Origin of the sequence: Niabella agricola (assembly GCF_021538615.1) — a bacterium.
Classification (GTDB): Bacteria; Bacteroidota; Bacteroidia; order Chitinophagales; family Chitinophagaceae; genus Niabella; species Niabella agricola.
In genome coordinates, this window is record NZ_JAJHIZ010000003.1 from 499410 (window position 1) to 518669 (window position 19260).

Genomic DNA, 19260 nt, shown 5'->3' on the forward strand with positions numbered 1-19260 from the left:
TTAAAACTGGTCTTTTAATATTTCCGGAAGAAACGGAAGCTGCACCATAAAATTATCGTCGGTCTCACGGATCTCCACCTGCTCGCCGGTAATCAATTCATATCGTTTCCGGATATTGGAAAGGCCCACGCCCGTAGAAAACCGGATGCCATTCCGCTTGCGCAGATCATTGGTAACAATGATGTGCTGATCCGTAAAACGAATGGTTACGTGCAACGGATCATTTACTGCAAAACGGTTATGTTTTACTGCATTTTCCACCAGCATCTGCAATGCCGAAGGCGGCAGCAGTGAGTGTTGTTGCTTTAAAGAAGGTATATCAATATGAAAAACAATGGAGTTTTGATGCCTGATGCGAATAAGGAATAAATATGATTCGAGGAAAGACAGCTCGGTTTGCAGCGAAACCAGGTTCTCTTCTTTCTGATCAAGGATATAACGGTAGCATTTCGAAAGTTGTGTAATATACTCGGCAGAAAGATCAGCGCTCTTATAAACAAGCCCGGTAAGCACACTTAACGAATTAAAAAAGAAATGCGGGTCGATCTGGCTTTTTAATACGTCATAGCGGGCCTGCATATTTTCCCTTTTTAACCGCTCGGCGTTCAAACGTGCTTCCTGCCAGTTTTTATAATAAAACAGGATGCCGTTAAAGCTTAATATCAACAGGTAAAAAATGAAAGCACCAAAAATCAGATCATAGCTTAACCGGCTAAAGCTTTTCCAGGCTTCATAGTTGTCAAAAAAATAAATATCAAAAAACGAATAGGTCAGTCCGAACAGCAACGCGGCCAATACGCCAAATATTACCAACCCAAGGCAGGGAAGAATGATGGTGTAAGGAAATTTCTTTTTGGCCGTACGTCGCTGTAAGAACCCGGACAAACGTTCCCCGGCCGTCCAGATCAGCAATCCCAGCAGTACAAACATCAAACTGAAGGACTGCGCTCTGAAAAACGATGCGCCGCCGGCCTCGGTGAACGACATATCAAAAGACCGGAACACCACACTAAAACCATAAAGAATGATGATCCGCGCCAGGTATTTGACCAACACATGCTGTAACAGCATTTCTATTTGCCGGCGCGTCATTTTCCGCAGCATCAGTATCAGGGCCCCTAGTATCATACGCGCGTATTGTCGTTTTTCTCAAACCATTCCAATGCTTCCTCAACCGCAACCGTTATGGGCGTATAACGCAGCCCCAGTGCCCGGGAAGCCTTCTGACCGGAGTAATAATTCTGCAAACACAACAAATATGCTGATGCATAATTCAATTTCAGCCGCCGGCCCAACAACCGGCCCATGGCCGTACCCAGCAATCCACCGATCTTCAATGCAATGCCCGGAATTCGCAGCATTACGGTTTTCTGACATGCCAGGCGGTTTACCATCCGGAAAAATTCGCGGTAGCTCAGGTTTTCACCTGCGATGAGAAAACAGGCGCCGTTTTCCCCGTGCAGGCAGGCAAAAACAATAGCCCTGCTTACATCCCTTACATGTACAAAGTTTTTTCCGCCCGGAGGATAAAACAGGAGGCCCTTGCCCAGTGCATATTTCAGCAGCTTGCCGGAACTGGGCTTCTGATCGTGGGCACCAATCATAAAGGTAGGATTCAGGACCACTGCCGGCAGCCCCTTTTCCACCACGGCTTCCAGCACTTTTTGCTGTGCAATGTATTTCGTGTTGATATAGGGTGAATTGATTTTAAAAAGTGAGAAAGCGTTTAGCTCAGTACCTGGATATTCAAGAGAACCAGGAGCAATGGTATTGGCCGTGCTGATATACACCAGCCGCTTTACATTGTGAAGCAGGCAGGCGCGAATGATATTTTCCGTTCCCCGGATGTTCACCGTTTCATACTCGGTTAACCTGATCCCCCATTGTTCCGTAAGGGAAGCCGTGTGCACTACATAATCACAACCGCTTACCGCTTCGCTAACCGCTGCGGCATCTTCAACGGTCCCATAATAAACTTCACAGAAAAGTCCGTTCAGCAGGTTGGTATTGGAAGACCGCCGGATCAGCACCCGCACTTCAAAACCATTTCTGCAGCATTCCAGCGCAGCATTATATCCCAGCAGGCCGCTGGCCCCTGTAATCAGTACTTTGGGCATATTTAATGTATTAATTGCAGTTCACGTTTGATGGCACCGGAGATCAGGCGTACTTTAACCGTTGATGGAATCACTCCCATCAATGCATGGTTCATCCGGTTCCACCATCCGGGAACAATCTCCGCCCTGCCGGCCAGGGTTTGCCGGATGATCCGGCCGGCCAGGTCAGCCGTGGAGAAAAGCCCAAGCCGGCCTTTGTAGCCCTGGAGCAGGATCCTGCGTGAGGTATCGGAATTGGTCATGATCGGCCCCGGATAGGCCACGCTTACAGAGATTCCCGTTCCCTGCAGTTCTTCCCGCAGTCCTAAAGAGAAGGAAGACACAAAGGCCTTGGAAGCCGGGTAAACGGTTTTATAAGCGATGGGGGAAAATGCCGCCATACTTGCAATGTTGAGAATAAAACTCTTTTCCTGTTGTAACAGCAGCGGCAACAGCTCCCGCGTAAGCAAAGCGGTACAGCCGATATTCAGCTGGATGATCTTATCGATCAGCTGCGGTGCACAATCCAGCATCGATACGGTTCCACCCATGCCGGCGTTATTGATCAAAAAACGCACCGGGTATTCTTTTTTTATAATAGCAATATGCGCCTCAAAAGCTGCCCGGTCCGTAAGATCAAATTCAAATACCCGCACATCAATTCCATACAAACGGATCAGTTCCCCTGCAGTGTCCTTAATAGAACTTCCCGGTAAGGCAATCAGGATCAGGTGCATCTTCAAACGGGCACAACAATGGGCAAAAGCACTTCCCAGTCCGCTGCTGGCACCCGTAATCAACGTGTAATGTTTATTCATAGTTCTTTAATGATGCTGAAGTAATGATTTAAACCGTACCATTGTTGTAATGATGTTATCGTATACAATCGGGTCGGAGATCCAACGTGGTACCGTACCACTTTTATTCGTAAGAATCTGGTAAGTAATGCGTGATTGCCGGTTTTCCAGCTGATCGACCACCCATTTCCCCGACGTGCCTTCCAGACGGGTCACATTTTTAAACCTGGGGTGCTGAACGCTTTCAAAATAAATCGTATGAGACCCTGTTGCTGCCGCCGTTGTGTTATAAAAATATTTCAAACTGCAATCCTGGTCTTCCATCGGCCATGGCAGGGAATAACGGATATAGTTCAGCCACACACGCTCATCGGGCGTTTTGGTAACCTTATACTGACTGGATCTTACATTCCAGCTGCTGCCCTTCCCGGCATCTTTCAAAAGCGATACTACATCTGACACCCCGGCAGCTGCAACATTGAAACAAACCTTCAGCTCCCGTACCTTATTGCCATTATGCATCACCCACCGTTCATACAACGCAATACCGTCAGAAGTTTTTACCAATTTAAAATCCGCCGGAGCTGCTGCGTTTAAAAAGCTGCTATACAGCACCAGCAGCCATAAGAACCCTATCTTTTTCATAAACTATTTTTTTTTACAAACATAGATGTGTCTTCAACCCTTTAAAAACAATAATGGATGAGCCGTAAGATTACAGGGCTGGAATGTTGGTTTTTTCCATGAACCGGTATCCTGTTTTTAATCAAGCCTCCTTCAATTTTCTATTTAAATAAACGTTAACAATATGAGTTACCTGCAGGTATTGCACGAACCGGCAAGCCCTGCTTTCATCGGTTACCGCTTTAATACAAACATCAAAGTGCTTTTACATTTCCCGAACCGGTAATAGTGGCAGCAACAACAGGTGTGCCTGCGTAACGTACATTTCCACTTCCGGTGATGGTTACGTTTAACTGGTCTTTTGCCCACAGTTTGGCATTGCCCGAGCCCGTGATCCTTACCTTTGCGTCTCTGCTCTGCATTTGATGCGCATTGCAATTACCACTTCCGGTGATGGTTATGTCCTGGATATCGCTTTCTCCATTGCTGATGTTTATGTCTCCGTCACCGCTGAGCCGGGATTTAACTGAGCCTGCTTTTAACCGGGCGATCGTCATATTGCCCGAACCCGTAAGTGCCAGATCTATGGCGCCGGTTTCTATTTCATCAACGGCCGTAAAGTTCCCGCTTCCGGTAAGCGTTATTGCAGTGAGCGAGGGTGCGGTTACATATACGGTCACACTGCCTCTTTTGATCGATACATTGTTGGGTGTACGGATCACCAGTTTATCATCAATCACTTCTGTGATCACGTACCGCTGTATATTATCTGCAGCCAATACTTCAACTTTAGATGCGCCTGTACGGTACTCCACCTGCGCACTGAAAGTAGTTTCAATTTTTCCAAATCCTCCTACATTGCGCGTTTCTTTTACCGCGGGCCCGTCGGGATACACCTTTTTACAGCCCTGGACGAAGGTGAACAGTACAGCAATAAAAACTAAAAAAAGCGTTTGTTTCATTTGTTTTGATTTTTATAAATGTTTGGTGAATGAATTAAAGCCTGATATTAATCCCTGCCACCGCTCCCGGCGCCAGGAGGAGGAAGGATTCCCTTTTTTTGAATTTCCAGATATAGTGCCCCGCAAATAATTCTGAGTCGGATTGTTCGGTAAGGTACATCGCCGGCCCGATGGTGAGCTCCAGCGCCGGGGTAATCTTCCAACCTGCCAGCACTCTTAAAGATTCAACATGCCTGATGAAATTGTGCACATCGGTACGCGCCATAATCACCGCTTCTGTATTCATACGCAGGCGGCGGGCCAGCGGGATCCGGTATCCCAGCCCGGTTTCCATTTGCAGCACCGTTTTTTTCCGATCCCTGGCCAGGCCAGCCCCAACGATGCCATAGGTTTTATAACTACCCGTACGCAGCAGCACGCTTGCCGATACATCATCATACACCTGCACTCCGATCTGCTGTTCGCCATTTTTTATGAAGTTTAAAATACCCACAGGATATGCTGAACTGTCAGCGATATTGATCAGGCCAGACAATTGGAACCCTCTTACCGTTTTGGCCCTGTTAACAAGTCCGGCAATTTGATATCCCGCATGATGCGTGGTGTTGATCAACCCTGCGATTTGCAGCAGGCTATAGTGACTACTGTTGCTTAACCCGCCCACCTGTAAAAATCCGTTGCCTGTGTTTTGGTTGTGCAACCCGGCAACCTGTATGCCTCTTCCATTTTGAGCGGCATTCACCAGGCCGGCAAGGGCCACTCCTTTATCCGATCCTTTTACCCGGTTCATCAAACCACTGACCATTACCCCGCGGTTGCTTCCGTAAAGAGTAGTATGCAATCCTGCGATAGCAACACCTTTGTTATCCCTGTTAACGCCCTGTAAGGCATGCAATGCAAATGCAGGGCTTATTTCCCGGGCATGTATACCCTGGGTACTGATGGGGGTAACCAATCCCAGATGAACCGCTTTTCCGGCTTCTTCCTGGGCAGCGAGCTGTAAGCCTGTAATGATAAATGCTGGTAGTAAAATGCAATTTTTTATTTTCATATCTTTAGTAATGTATACCAGTAATACATCCTAAAGTGGTTTTACCCCTACTCCCTCGTTAAAAAATATTGACCCCTACCATACAGCCAAGATCCAGGGGATGGTGCACGCTCCTGTTTAAAGCGATCATATTGGTGCGAAAACCGCCATAGGCTGCTGGTGCACCGTTCTGTGCCGGCAGTTGGTATTGCAACCGTGGCCCTGCAAACAACTGCAGTTTTTTATGAGCCTGCCAGATGAATACAGGCTGGAAGCAGATATTGTTATAGTCAGTATCAAAGCCATGAGCCGGTGTATAAAACAAGCTCACCAGCTCCGCCGCCATTTTTACATTCCGCTTCAGGGTCCATTCGCTGCCCAGTCCGTACCCAAACAGGTAATAAGTCACCGGAGTATGCGCGTTAATCCAGCCGACCTGCAGGATATTGTACAAGGCCTTGCTGCCCGATTTATAACTGATATTAATCTGGCCGTTTTCCTGCGCCGACACGGAGAAAGCATGCTTACCGTTCCGCTGATAGTTAAATGGCCCCAGGGCTACGCCCTGCAGTGTATCGGCAATATTGAACACGCCCACCTGCAGACCGTTGATTTTTTTTGCATAGTTTACCAGGCCGGAAAGCTGAACGCCTTTGCCTATCGCGCCGGCAATATTTACCAACCCCGAAAGCTGCAGACCGCTTTCAAAAACCGGAGTATGGTTTACAATCCCCGCCAGCTGCATTCCTTTTCCAACCCTTGCAGCATGGTTTACGACGCCCCCGATCTGTAAACCGGTGAAGGACTTGCTTTCATTATACCAGCCGGCGATCTGCACACCGCTTACAGCGTTTTTATCGGCATTTGCCAGACCACCGATCTGCAAACCGCGTACGGTGTCGCCGACATAATTATACAACCCACCGATCTGCACCCCGTTTACGCTGCCGCCCACAAGATTTGCCAGGCCGCCCACCTGTACCGACCGCACATGTTTTTGTACGATATTAAACAGCCCCCCGATTTCCAGTGCATCTACCTGCGCGGCATATCCGCCCAATACGTTAAAAGAAAGTTTATTTTCCTGTTGACCCTTCAGTACATTTTTGGTGGCAATGCCCGGCAGCAGGCCCAGCTGGAATTTCTGCTGATAAAAATAATTCTTAAGATTGATACTGCTAAGCCGCTGCCGTGTACCAATCAGCCTGCGGGCCAGCCAGTGCCGCTGCACCGATTTAAGGAGCACTTCATTTTCCTCCATGATCCGGGGCGCCAGCGGAACGGTCAGCTCGGGGTTATTCCTGCTATCGATCGTCAACAGCGTATCGTAATAGGAAACACGGTTAACCGTTAATGCCAGGTGCTGCGCCAGGGGTATCCGCAATGAAAAGAACCCCTGCTCATCCGACATGGTTCCGATCTGCAGTTCCGGTATGTATACGCTAACATAGGCCACCGGCGTTTGATCCGTTTGATCCACAAACCGGCCCCGCACCACAATATGTGGCACTTCTTTTTTGCGGATCACAACCTTATTATTCTGAATGATGTATTGATATTCGTTATCAAACAACAGATCCAGGATTTCATACACCGGTTTATTGGCTGCCGTAAACGACACCCGTTTCTGGTTTTTGATCAGCTGGTTATCATAAGAAAAATAAAACCCTGCTTTGGCTTCAATCTGCATCAGTGCATCATACATCGTGATGTTTCTGAAATCGACGGTAATCACTTTTTGCAACATAGCCGGCTGTGCCGAGGCCCAGATGCCGGAAATAAACAGCAGTACGGTAAAAAGGAACTTTTTCAAAAAGGTTTATTTAGTAATGATATAATGGTCGCCTTGTTTACGCCAGGTAGCATTGATCATCAGTGCGATGTTCTCCATTACCTGCTCCGGAGATTCATAGGATAAATAGGTGCTTGTAATGCGTTTGCTGCCAATAGCCGGATCGAACTGAACATCTACATTATAAAGCTCCCTCAAAATATTCGCCAGGCTGTCGATGCGCATATTATTGCAGCGAATGGTTTGCGTTTTCAATACGGATTCAATCGGCGTTTGGATTTCTCGCAGCAGTAATTGACGGGTTTTGTTATCCTGTACAATCTTTTGACCAGCCACCGCCGTTACAGTCTGATTCCCCAGCGTTGCTTTTACCTTCCCCGAATGTACATACACGGTATTAAACGCCATGCGTTGCTGTATGGTGAAGGCAGTACCCAGTACCTGTACCTCCATCTTTTTATTGTGAATAATGAACGGCTTATCGGGGTTGCGGGCAATATCAAAACGCGCATCGCCTTTTAAGGTTACAGTTCTCGTTTTTCTGTTAAACGCCCGGTCTACTTCCAGCACACCGTTCGCGTATAGTTCAATGGTGCTGTTATCTTTTAAATGCAATTCCCGGGTGCCGGCATCGGCAATATATACCCGCGGTTCCGGGCGCAACCATACCAGGAAAAACAATACGATCCCCGCAAGAGAGGCCGCAACAGCAGCCACCTGCCACCATTTTAAAGCAGCGAACCGGCCGCGGCCCGCCGCTGCAGGAACCTGATCGATCTGCGCCTGGATCTTATCCCAGGCCCGCTCCTTGTTATAATAGGTATACGCCAATGGATTCCTGGATTGTTCCCATATCCGGATGGTTTTGTCATAAATGCCCTGATGCGCAGGATCCTGCCGCAACCATTGCTCCACCGCTTTCCGTTCCGAAGCATCCAACAGCTGCTCATGATAGGCTATCAGTTTATGCTCCATATCTTATACATTGAAAAGTTGATAAATGAATAAAAACAGCAGGCTTACCAGATAGGTTGCCAGGCCGCCGCGCAGGAACTTCAATGCTTTGGTCATATGATTTTCCACCGTTTTTATCGACAGGTCCAGTTCCTCCGCCACCTCCCGGTAGCTCAGTCCCAATTGCCGGCACATATAAAAAACGGTAGCACATTTCTCAGGCAGGCGATCTAAAAGACCCTGGATATGCTCCTGTAACTCCTTTTGCTCCGCCCTATTGCCGTGGTCGGCTTCCGTTCCAGTAACCTTTGCCGTATGCGCGTATACCGCCTGCACTCCTTTGTGCTTTAGCTGATTAAGGCACTCATTGCGCACTGCTGTATACAGGTATGCTTTTACAGATACCACCTGTATGGTATTGCGGGTTTCCCAAAGCTTTATAAAAATATTCTGTAAAATATCTTCCACATACACTTCCGATCTCAGTATGGAACAGGCATACCCGTACAATGCCTCATAATGAAGATCAAAAACATGTTTATATTGAGCCTGGTCCAAAGCCATTCTAACCTGCAAATATACTAGCGCTGTTACTGAATACAATCGAAAGTGCTTTTCCCCCTATCCCCGAAAAAGATTTTTTTCTTTTCCTGCCTTCCGGCTTCTAAACCCTGCGTTAAAACCAGCCGTTTATGCTATTCCCCTGCCATTTTTTAGCTATCTTTAAAAAAATGTGTGCATGAAGAAGATTTTTACGCTGATCCTTACCCTTGTTGTCACTGTTGGTTTTGCCCAGGACAGTTACTGGCAGCAACACCTGAAATACGATATGCAGGTAACCCTCGATGATAAAACCCGGTCCTTAACGGGCAAACAGGCCATCCAATACAAAAACAATTCGCCGGAAACGCTCCATTTTATCTGGTACCATATCTGGCCCAATGCCTACAAAAACGATTCTACAGCTTTGTTTAAACAGATCCGGAGCGATCTTTCACGGACTGAAAAACTGGATGCTGTCACTTATGGTTCCATCGACGGCCTTAATTTTAAGGTGGACGGGAAGCCGGCGAAAACAGCACCGCATTCCAACCCGGAATACATCGACATTATAAAGGTATTGCTGCCCGAGCCTTTAAAACCCGGGGCAACTGTGACTATTACCACTGATTTCAATGTAAAACTGCCCTCCTATTTTTCAAGATCCGGCTTTGCCGATGGCGAGTTCATGATCTGCCAGTGGTATCCCAAACCGGCTGTATTTGATAAAAGCGGGTGGCATGAATTCCCTTACCTGGATATGGGTGAGTTTTACAGCGAATACGCCGATTACCAGGTGAAAATAACATTGCCGTCTGATTATGTGGTGGGCGCCACCGGGGTGTTGCAGGACAAGGAAGAGCTGGAGCGGTACAAATCGGTGGGCGCCATGAATGCTGCTGGCAGGAATGCTTCGCCCAAACTTTACAAACCGACAAAAGCGGGACTGAAAACGCTAACCTACAAGGCAGAAAACGTACCGGACTTTGCATGGTTTGCCGAAAAAGGCCTGGTAATCCAGTACGACACGATCCGGTTAACGAATAAAACAGTGGATGCCTTTACCTATTATCATAACCAGCCCGGCACTTTATGGAACAACAGCATCGATTATGTAAAAGATGCTGTACACCATTACAGCAAATGGATTGGCGAATACCAGTACCCGACGGTACAGGCGTTTGAGGGTCCAAAAAATAATTCCAGCGGGGGTATGGAATACCCGATGATTACATTGATCACCTGTCCGGATGCTACAAAGGAATACCTGGATGGCGTTATCGCTCACGAAGTTGGTCATAACTGGTTTATGAGCATGCTGGGGTCTAATGAGCGCGCACATACCTGGCAGGATGAAGGATTGAATACGTATTACCAGTTCCGGTACGAAGCAGAAAAATACCACTACAATTCGGTGGCCCGGGAATCGATACCGGAAGCCATCAAAAAACTGCCGGTGCCGGAGTTCCAGGAACGGATTTATTTTGCACTTTCACAGATTCCTATGCAAAGTGCAATTGAGCAGCCTGCCGCTGATTTTAAAACCTCCGAAGATTACGGGTTGGTTTCTTATCTCAAAACCTCCATCTGGATGTATCTGCTCGAACGCCGGTTTGGCCAGGATAAGGTAGACCAGGCCTTCCGCGATTACTTTAACACCTGGAACAACAAACACCCGCAGCCGGAAGACCTGAAAGCTTCTTTTGAGAAGAGCCTGGGCACCAACCTGGATCAATTTTTCGCGCTTTTGAAAAAGCAGGGATCCCTTATTCAATAGATCAGTATGCAAATTTCTTTAAAAGACAAAAAGGCGCTGGTGGGCGCCAGCAGCAGCGGGCTGGGGAAAGCCATTGCTATACAACTGGCGGCTTCCGGGGCCACCGTAACCCTCGTGGCCCGAAGAGAAGCGGTATTGCAAGCACTGCAGGCGGCATTGCCGCGCCCGGAGCAACAGCAACATCAGTACATCGTTGCCGATTTTTCAGACATCGATGCGTATAAACAAACGGTTGACGCCTATTTTGCAGCCAACCAGGTTGATATATTGGTCAATAATACCAGCGGGCCCAGTCCGGGCACGGCGCTTGAAAAAAAAGACGCCGACTATGTAACCGCATTTAACCTGTTGTTCCGAACGGTTCAATATACCACCGAAAAAGCATTACCACAGATGATTACCAACCGGTTCGGACGTATCATCAACCTCACTTCCCGCTCTGTGAAAGAACCGATTGAAGCACTGGCTTTGTCCAATACCATCCGCTCGGCAGTAGTCACCTGGGGCAAGACCCTGGCTACCCAGGTAGCAAAAGACCATATTACTGTAAATAATATCCTTACCGGAAACTTTGAAACCGACCGTATCCTGGAACTATACGAGCGGGAAGCTGCTGCTAAAGGACTGCCGCTGGAAACCTACAAAGCCCAGGCCCTGGAAACCATACCCATGAAGCGATTGGGAAAACCCGAAGAGATGGGAAACCTGGTTACTTTCCTCGCTTCGGAACAGGCTGCCTATATTACCGGAACCAGTATTGCCATCGACGGGGGGCTCATAAAGAGCGTTTAAAGTTTAAGGTTCAAGGTTTCACCACTTACGCATTCCGCTTGCCTTAACAAACTTTTGAAGATTGATAGCGGCTTACTGTATAGTTTTTTTAGCACCGTTTTATGCGCGGGCTGTCTTAAACTTTAAACCTTAAACATTGAACTTCCTTACCTTTGCCGGATGCATTATGTTTCTGCGGAAGGATTAGGAAAAAGTTACGGGATCCAACCCCTGTTCTCAAATATTTCATTTCATATTGAAGAGGGTGATAAAGTAGCCATAGTTGCCCGCAATGGTACAGGCAAATCTACCCTGTTAAAAATTCTGGCCGGAAAGGAAACACCGGATAGCGGTAAATTATGGATCCACAAAGACGTAGAAGTGATCCTTTTTGAACAGGAACCCGACCTGGAAGAGGCACTCACCGTTTCCGACAATATTTTTTTCCATGACCATCCCACCGTAAAAGCCATCCGGGAGTATGAGCTGGCCAGCGAAAGCGGCAACGCAGATCGTATTGGCCAGGCGCTCGTTCGGATGGATGAACTAAACGCCTGGGATTTTGATTCCCGGGTGAAACAGATCTTCGGCAAACTCAATATCCATCAGCTCGATCAGAAAGTAAACACCCTGAGCGGCGGACAGAAAAAAAGAGTTGCACTTGCCCGCACCCTGATCGACATCGGCTTTGAGCACAAACATGTATTGCTGATTATGGATGAACCAACCAACCACCTGGACGTGGGCATGGTGGAATGGCTGGAACATTTTCTCGGAAAGGAAAACGTAACCCTGGTACTCGTCACCCACGACCGGTATTTCCTGGACGCGGTTTGTAACGAGATCTGGGAAATAGAGGGCGGTGAATTGTATGTACACCGGGGCGATTATGAATATTATCTTGATAAAAAGGCACAGCGTATCGAAAACCTGAATGCCTCCATTGATAAAGCCAAGAACCTTTACCGCCGCGAACTGGAATGGATGCGCAAACAGCCCAAAGCCCGCACCACCAAATCGAAAAGCAGGGAAGATAATTTTTACAATATTGAAAAAACCGCCAAACAACAGGTAACCGATGATCAGGTACAGTTGCAGATGAAAATGAACCGCCTGGGCGGAAAGATCGTAGAGCTAAAAAAAGTATACAAATCCTTTGGCACTAAAACAATACTCAACGGCTTTGATTACACGTTTAAAAAAGGCGAACGGGTGGGCGTGATCGGGAAAAACGGCGCGGGCAAATCAACATTTATCAACATCCTGCAGGGCGTGGAACAGGCAGACAGTGGCAAGATCAACGTAGGTGACACCGTGGTATTCGGAAATTATTCGCAGCAGGGCCTGGTGCTAAAAGAGGACATGCGGGTGATCGAGTTTGTAAAGAACATTGCGGAGAATTTTCCACTGGCCGATGGAAGCACACTCAGCGCCTCCCAGTTCCTGCAACTATTCCTTTTCGACCCGGATAAACAATACACCTATGTCAGCAAATTAAGCGGGGGTGAAAAACGTCGGTTGCATTTACTTTCCATTTTGTTCCGCAATCCCAATTTCCTGATCCTGGATGAGCCGACCAATGACCTCGACCTTCCCACGCTTTCCGTACTGGAAAACTTCCTGAGTGAATACCCCGGCTGCCTGCTGATCGTTTCCCACGACCGGTATTTTATGGACCGCCTGGTGGATCACCTGTTTGTTTTTGAAGGAGACGGTGTGATCACCGACTTTCCCGGGAACTATACCCAATACCGCCTGCAGGAAAAGAATCCACCGCCTTCCGCAGCGGTTCCGCCCAAAGGAACTTCCCCTGCGGACGCCCCTTCCCAAAAACCAGTTAGCAAAAAAGTATCTTTTAAAGAAAAAAGAGAATACGAACTGCTGGAAAAAGAGATTGCCGCGCTAAGCGCCGAGAAGGAATCCATCACGGCCCAGCTATCCGCCGGCAATACGGATTTTGAAGCACTGGAATCCCTGTCCCGCAGGATCGGGGAAATCACCCAACTATTGGACGAAAAAGAAATGCGCTGGCTGGAGCTGAGCGAATTGATTGAGGGATAGACCGGTTGCAGGTTCAAGGTTTCACGTTTAAACTTCAACGGAAGATCCGTTTTATAATACGATGTTTATTTCTTCAAAGGAAAAGACTCCGAAGCTGTAATGAAATCATCACTTCAACATTTAAAATTTTCCACTCCATATTTTTCATTCCCCACAGGATCGTATTTTCGCCCTGATCAGCATTTATAAAATATGGACGATTATCTTATCGGTATCGGGAAGCGCATCAAAGAGATCCGCAAAAAGAAAGGGCTTACCATTAACAATATTGCAGGCAAAGCAGACCTGAGCAACGGCCTGATCTCCCGTATTGAGAACGGGAGAACAATCCCCTCACTTCCCGTTTTGCTCAGCATCGTCAACGTACTGGATATTGCTGTTCCTGATTTCTTTAAAGACATCCCGTTATCCGGTGCGAAAAGCTTTATCGTTTCCCGCAGGGAAGATCATACTGTTATTGAAAAAGAGGATGAGGCAAAAGGCTTTGAATACCGCTCACTTCTTGGCAAACAGGTTGCATCCGTTGGCTTTGAGGCATTGCTGCTGGAAGTACAACCCGGCTCACAAAGGGAAAAGGTAGAAACAGATGCCTTTGAGTTTAAGTACATCTTATCCGGCGAATGCCTGTATCAAATCGGGGATGAAGAAGTATTGCTTAAGGAAGGTGATGCACTTTTCTTTGACGGGCGCATCCCGCATGTGCCGGTGAACACGGGAATCGTCTCCGCTAAAATGCTTGTGATGTATTTCTTCCTTCCCCGGCAGGATTGAGCTCCCCGGAACAAACATTAGCCATTCAAAAGAATCGCATCCAGCTCGGTTACGGCATTGAATATATAATCCGGCCTCGCCTGTTCCAGCTGTGCCCGTGTTTGGGCACCGCTCAATACCCCTACGGTGATACCGCAACCAGCATTTTTCCCTTCTTCAATATCGATCACAGAGTCGCCGGCCTTTAATACAAATCCCGCATCCGTGATCCCGAACCGCTTCATTGCATGTTCGATCATATCCGGGAAGGGACGGCCTCTTTCCACATCATCGGCTGTGATCAACAGATCGAAATCCTGTTCTACCCGCCAATGTAGTTTATCAATCAGTTTGATAGCAGTCTTCCGGTCATATCCCGTATTCAGCGTCACAAGAATTCCATGACTCCGGACTTTTTCAAAAAAGAGTTCCATCCCGGTAAACGTACCGACCTCCTGTTCATCATAAGCCAGTTCCAGCGCTTCTTTAAACGCCGCAAAGGCCTGATCGGCCACCGGGGTTACCGGTGCTAAATCCGTACAGGCCGCCAGTACATCGGTGATGGCCTTATACTTCTCTTTTCCTGCGCCATGCAACAGTACATCATCCAGCGTAAGATCAAATCCCTGGTCATTGATCACTTTTAATACCGTATGGTATACCAGGTTCTTTTCATCCACGGTGGTGCCCGCCATATCCAGAACAACCATCTTAATATTGCTCATACTTTTCATTTAAATTAAATACCTGCTTTATATGTTCCTTTGAAAATCCCGCGCTCCCCGTCATTCCCTTTCCTCCAATACCAGTAACAATATGAATGTGCTTATCGATCGTATGCTGAAACAGGTCCTGCCGCTTACATTGGGAATAGATTCCATACCACCGGTGCTGAATCTCGTAGCTGGGCAGTTCTATGATTTTTTTTGCTTCGGCAATCATAAATGCATCAATATCGGCACGCAGGTCAAAACCCAGGGCATCGGCATTGGCCGCGTCGGCATACTCATGCGAATCTCCGATGATTACGGAGCCGTCCGTTGCCTGTTTAAACAAAATATGAATGCCCCATTTCTTTTCAAAGGAACCGGGGTCTTCTTTTGATTGAATGTTCGCAAACGAAGAGCATTCGTAAAATGCCTCATACCTTCTTATCGACAAGCCGGTCAGGATCGAACCATTTAGTACATACCCTTTCTGCGGAACAGTTTGCAGCATCTGCAGCTTCGATACTTCAAGATCACTTCCGGCAAACAGAGCCGGGTACAGGGTTTTAAACGCTGCCCCGCTGCAGATGATTACCTTTGCGGCATAAAAGATAGCGCCCGCGGCTGTATGCACCTCCACGCCGTCTGTTAAGGCCGTGCAATTCAATACCAGGGTATCATTATAATAATCCAAGCCCTTGTCTCCGACCAGGTAGGCCAATAACCGACCGATCATTACCCGGGGTTCTACCGTTACTTCTTCCGGAAAGAACAGACCCGCCTTTACATATTCCGGCTTTAGCCCCGGGTATCTTTCCAGGCATTCCCGCGTGCTCAGTAACTGCGAAGCGTACCCGTTTTTTTGATTGATGCAACGAAGTTCTTCAAGCAACTGCACCTCCGCTTCATTGGAAGCCAGGTATACCGATCCGTTTTGCCGCACCGAAATATCAAACCGGTTCTGGATCTCTTTATAAATCCGAAGACTCTCCCTTCCGTAAAGCTGCCATTTGGTATTCATACCGGAAGGCACCACCTGCCCGAAATTCCGAACGGTGGCGTGCTGCGGCTGCCGGTCTTTTTCAATAAGCGCAACACTTAAGCCCAACTCCAAAGCATGGTAAGCATGAAATGCGCCCAGCACACCACCCCCCACAATGATCAAATCGTACTTTTTATTCATTATTTTGTTATTCATCATTATGCTATGCTGCCGGCGCCACGCATTGGTCTTTCCGCATAACGCGCCGGTCAAAATACCAGCGTACAAATCCTGCCAGCAGCAGGATGCACACGGCACATTGAATGTCCACTGAAATAAAGAACCGGGTCCAGCTCTGTTTTACGCCAACTACTTCTTTAAGCAGCAGGATCACCACACTACCCAGGTAGCCCAAAGCATCTGCCAGATAAAATAAAAAGCCTACATTCCCTTTAAGCTGCAGCAAGGCTACCAGCCGTTCAAAAATGAGGCAATGAAACAGGATATAGGGCAGATAAGCACCAATGCCTGACAATATCATCCACCAAACGGGTGACAGCATCGACCGATAAAATAAATACGTAGAAAGAAGCACCAATACCGCTCCTGCGGCAACCAGGGTCATTCCGATTCCAAATGCCTTGTTATTGTTGCGCACCCATATACCGGCTGCAGCTACCATCAATACAACAACAGCCACTGGGATTTCTGTAAGCGTTACCACCTGCGGAGTACCGGCCATTCCCTGTTCTGACCAGAATTCTACGATAAAATTATCTCTTAGATCCCTTATGATGGTGAGCAGGATATAAATGGCCACCAGTCCAAGATATCCCCATCCGTTCTGGAGCAAAAACCGCCGCCGGTCTTTGCCATACATTGGCACCCGTTGTGTTCGCTGTTTCTTGTCCGTTTCATCGGGGCTTTTTATTTGATTCAAAATAACCACAGATACCAGAAACAACGGAAAGAACAGCAGGCCGGTCCAAAATGGCATTTCATATTCGCTCAGATGAAAACGCTCCATCAGCAGCAACCCAACAGTCTTCACCAACCCGGTTGAAAAAATAAAGGTGGCACTGAGCGCTGCTGCCAGTAACTCTGTATTCTTCCGGCCCTCAATGTATGAAAATACGATTCCGAAAACCATTCCCAACGGTATTCCATTTAAGAAAATCGTGATCCATTTCGAAGATGGTGGCACTACCGCAAACAAACCCAACATCAACAGCCCAAAAGCTACCAGTCCGATCAGCCAGCGGCTGCGTTTTTCCTGTTGCATTTCCGAGATCACTTTAATTCCCGCAAATTTGGAAATCATATACCCCAGTACCTGGCTGATCACCAGCATCGTTTTAGCATCCAGCCCATACTCCAGATGAAGATCGGTAAACTGCCCGGCTAAAAACGATTTCCGGATGGCGTACATGGCGGTATAACACAAAAATACGGAGAGCACCATCCACACCGTCTGAATTTTACTATTTGTAATTTTTTTTTCAACAAAAAGCATGAAATTGCGATTGAGCAATCAAAATTAAACCATTCAAATACGCGGCTTGTTATGCCCGTATCAACTTAAAGTTAACGAATTGTAAAGCCAGGGAGCATTATCGCATTTTCAGTATTCTTGCAAAACAATCAACACAACATTCTAATAAACAGAACATTAAATAGAATAAAATCAAATCATCAACTTTCAACCGGAAACAAAAAGCCCCGCAAACGCTGGTGTAAGCCTACTTTACTGAACCATCGTTAACAGGCGGGCCGGGCGGGCAGGCCAGACGCTCAAAATATTACAAATAGTAAAACAAAACACATGACCCCCAAGGCAACATCCATGGTATTCACCGGCACCGGCCAGCCGTTCCGGAAAAAACAATCCAGTCTTCCGTACCCCGGTCCGGGTGAGATACTGGTGCAGATCACCTATACCACAATCTGCACCAGTGACCTTCACACGTATTCCGGACGACGCAACGCCCCATGCCCTTGTGTATTGGGACATGAGATCATTGGCCGCATTGCAGTTTGCGGAACAGGTAAGCATACAGACGATACCGGAATACCGTTATATGCCGGCGACCTCATTACCTGGTGCGTATATGCCGTTGACGCCACCAGCGAAATGGCACGCAAAGGCATGCCTCAAAAATCACCCGGCCTTTATAAATACGGGCATCAGCAATTTTCAGATACGGATAGCCTCAATGGCGGCTTTGCGAGTCATTGCCTGTTAAAAAAGGGAACGGCAGTTTTTAAACTACCGGATGCGATCAACCCCAAAATAGCAGCGCCCATCAATTGTACGCATGCTACCATTGCCGGCGCCCTGCGACTGGCGGGCAGTGTGGCCGGCAAAAACATCCTGGTTACCGGCGCCGGTATGCTCGGACTTTCGGCGTGCGCCATGGCAAAAGCGGGAGGAGCCGCCCATGTATATACCCTGGATCAGCACCCGGATCGCCTTGCATTTTCAAAAAAATTCGGAATCACGCAAACATTCTCCAGCAACCTGACGACGCACGAAATCGATGCCCGGCTTTCAGCAACAGAAAAGATCGACGTGGTGATTGACACTACCGGCAGGCCGGAGGTGATGACAAAAGGATTGGAATTACTTTCCACCGGCGGATGCGCTATTTGGGTAGGTGCGGTATTTACCCAGCCCGCCACACGGGTCAATGCAGAAATGGTGGTACGAAAACTACTAACGATCAAAGGACTTCATAACTACACGATTCCTGACCTGGAGGCTGCGGTAGGTTTCATAACACTTCACCAGCATGATTATCCATTTGACGCACTGGTTGGCGCTACTTTTGCGCTTGACCATCTTAACGAAGCGTTTGCCGCTGCGGGTAACGGATCCTATTACAGGGTCGGTATCAGTCAATGAAGGGATTATCCGGTATAAAGAACAACTACAACGCCCGTCGCATCTCCAGCAGGTTGGCACGGAAACCGATCTTCTGGTACGATCTTTTTGCGGCTATATTTTCCTCGTAAACCTCCAGCCGCGCCTCCTTCAGCCCTTTTGCTTTAGCCCATTCAAGCAGGGCTTGTATGATCCGCTGGTTTACCCCCCTACCCCGGAAAGCGGGCTTTACATACATAAACCCCAGGTAGGCATATTCCTTATATTGCTGGTAGGGCTTTGCCGGTACTATTTTTGCATAACCGGAACCGATGATTTCGTCACCGGCAACAGCAAGGAGCACAGTGGCCGCCGGGGACCGGATCAGTTCAAGAAGGTCATAATAATGAATGGTCCCTTCTTTTAAAGAATCATCAAAAGGCCGCTCCGCCTCTATAATCTTTTGCTCAAATTCTAAAAGTATTTCAGCATCCTCCGGTGTAGCCGCTCTTATAAACACTTCCATATCAAAAATTATTGCCACCTGGTTAGAAGTT

Annotated in this window: 18 protein-coding genes; 5 read left to right on the forward strand and 13 right to left on the reverse strand. The window is 47.6% G+C overall.

What is annotated here, in order from left to right:
• The 9 genes from LL912_RS07585 to LL912_RS07625 form a co-directional block, all read right to left on the reverse strand.
• Positions 1-1128, reverse strand: a complete 1128-nt coding sequence (locus tag LL912_RS07585; protein ID WP_235552977.1) for a sensor histidine kinase — start codon at positions 1126-1128, stop codon at positions 1-3.
• Complete coding sequence (locus tag LL912_RS07590) at positions 1125-2117, reverse strand: NAD-dependent epimerase/dehydratase family protein (RefSeq protein WP_235552978.1); 993 nt, start codon at positions 2115-2117, stop codon at positions 1125-1127. Before LL912_RS07590 ends, LL912_RS07585 begins: the two co-directional genes overlap by 4 nt.
• A gap of 2 nt (positions 2118-2119) precedes the next feature.
• Entirely contained in the window at positions 2120-2914 is a 795-nt protein-coding gene (locus LL912_RS07595; RefSeq protein WP_235552979.1) for an SDR family NAD(P)-dependent oxidoreductase, read from the reverse strand.
• Positions 2915-2920: 6 nt separating this feature from the next.
• Positions 2921-3538, reverse strand: a complete 618-nt coding sequence (locus LL912_RS07600) for an START domain-containing protein (RefSeq protein WP_235552980.1) — start codon at positions 3536-3538, stop codon at positions 2921-2923.
• Positions 3539-3771: 233 nt separating this feature from the next.
• Positions 3772-4479 carry a head GIN domain-containing protein gene (locus tag LL912_RS07605; RefSeq protein WP_235552981.1) on the reverse strand — a complete coding sequence of 236 codons (708 nt, stop codon included), beginning with the start codon at positions 4477-4479 and terminating at the stop codon, positions 3772-3774.
• A gap of 34 nt (positions 4480-4513) precedes the next feature.
• Positions 4514-5530 (reverse strand): hypothetical protein, encoded by a 1017-nt coding sequence (locus LL912_RS07610; protein ID WP_235552982.1) that lies wholly within the window; start codon positions 5528-5530, stop codon positions 4514-4516.
• 58 nt (positions 5531-5588) lie between these two features.
• Complete coding sequence (locus tag LL912_RS07615) at positions 5589-7322, reverse strand: STN and carboxypeptidase regulatory-like domain-containing protein (RefSeq protein WP_235552983.1); 1734 nt, start codon at positions 7320-7322, stop codon at positions 5589-5591.
• Between the two features lie 6 nt (positions 7323-7328).
• A complete protein-coding gene (locus tag LL912_RS07620; RefSeq protein ID WP_235552984.1) occupies positions 7329-8276 on the reverse strand; it encodes a FecR domain-containing protein in 948 nt (315 codons plus the stop codon).
• Positions 8277-8279: 3 nt separating this feature from the next.
• A complete protein-coding gene (locus tag LL912_RS07625) occupies positions 8280-8819 on the reverse strand; it encodes an RNA polymerase sigma-70 factor (protein ID WP_235552985.1) in 540 nt (179 codons plus the stop codon).
• Between the two features lie 175 nt (positions 8820-8994).
• Between LL912_RS07625 and LL912_RS07630 the strand changes: the two genes are divergently transcribed.
• The 4 genes from LL912_RS07630 to LL912_RS07645 all read left to right on the forward strand — a co-directional run bounded on the left by LL912_RS07630 (position 8995) and on the right by LL912_RS07645 (position 14175).
• Positions 8995-10572, forward strand: coding sequence for a M1 family metallopeptidase (locus LL912_RS07630; RefSeq protein WP_235552986.1), 1578 nt, complete (start codon positions 8995-8997; stop codon positions 10570-10572).
• 6 nt (positions 10573-10578) lie between these two features.
• On the forward strand, positions 10579-11364 hold the full coding sequence (locus LL912_RS07635; protein ID WP_235552987.1) for an SDR family oxidoreductase: 786 nt from the start codon (positions 10579-10581) through the stop codon (positions 11362-11364).
• Positions 11365-11523: 159 nt separating this feature from the next.
• Positions 11524-13404 carry an ABC-F family ATP-binding cassette domain-containing protein gene (locus LL912_RS07640; RefSeq protein WP_235552988.1) on the forward strand — a complete coding sequence of 627 codons (1881 nt, stop codon included), beginning with the start codon at positions 11524-11526 and terminating at the stop codon, positions 13402-13404.
• A gap of 192 nt (positions 13405-13596) precedes the next feature.
• Entirely contained in the window at positions 13597-14175 is a 579-nt protein-coding gene (locus tag LL912_RS07645; RefSeq protein ID WP_235552989.1) for a helix-turn-helix domain-containing protein, read from the forward strand.
• A 17-nt stretch (positions 14176-14192) separates the two neighbouring features.
• Here LL912_RS07645 and LL912_RS07650 read toward each other — a convergent pair whose 3' ends face one another.
• The 3 genes from LL912_RS07650 to LL912_RS07660 are packed head-to-tail and all read right to left on the reverse strand — an operon-like array spanning position 14193 to position 17305.
• On the reverse strand, positions 14193-14879 hold the full coding sequence (locus tag LL912_RS07650) for a phosphonatase-like hydrolase (RefSeq protein WP_235552990.1): 687 nt from the start codon (positions 14877-14879) through the stop codon (positions 14193-14195).
• A complete protein-coding gene (locus LL912_RS07655; protein WP_235552991.1) occupies positions 14866-16044 on the reverse strand; it encodes a TIGR03364 family FAD-dependent oxidoreductase in 1179 nt (392 codons plus the stop codon). The genes LL912_RS07650 and LL912_RS07655 overlap by 14 nt, the downstream gene beginning before the upstream one ends.
• Before the next feature lie 22 nt (positions 16045-16066).
• Positions 16067-17305: a DUF5690 family protein gene (locus LL912_RS07660; RefSeq protein WP_235552992.1), complete on the reverse strand. Its 1239-nt coding sequence runs from the start codon at positions 17303-17305 to the stop codon at positions 16067-16069.
• A gap of 360 nt (positions 17306-17665) precedes the next feature.
• Between LL912_RS07660 and LL912_RS07665 the strand changes: the two genes are divergently transcribed.
• On the forward strand, positions 17666-18745 hold the full coding sequence (locus tag LL912_RS07665) for a zinc-binding dehydrogenase (protein WP_235552993.1): 1080 nt from the start codon (positions 17666-17668) through the stop codon (positions 18743-18745).
• Positions 18746-18770: 25 nt separating this feature from the next.
• Here LL912_RS07665 and LL912_RS07670 read toward each other — a convergent pair whose 3' ends face one another.
• Positions 18771-19229, reverse strand: a complete 459-nt coding sequence (locus LL912_RS07670; protein ID WP_235552994.1) for a GNAT family N-acetyltransferase — start codon at positions 19227-19229, stop codon at positions 18771-18773.
• Between the last annotated feature and the right edge of the window lie 31 nt (positions 19230-19260).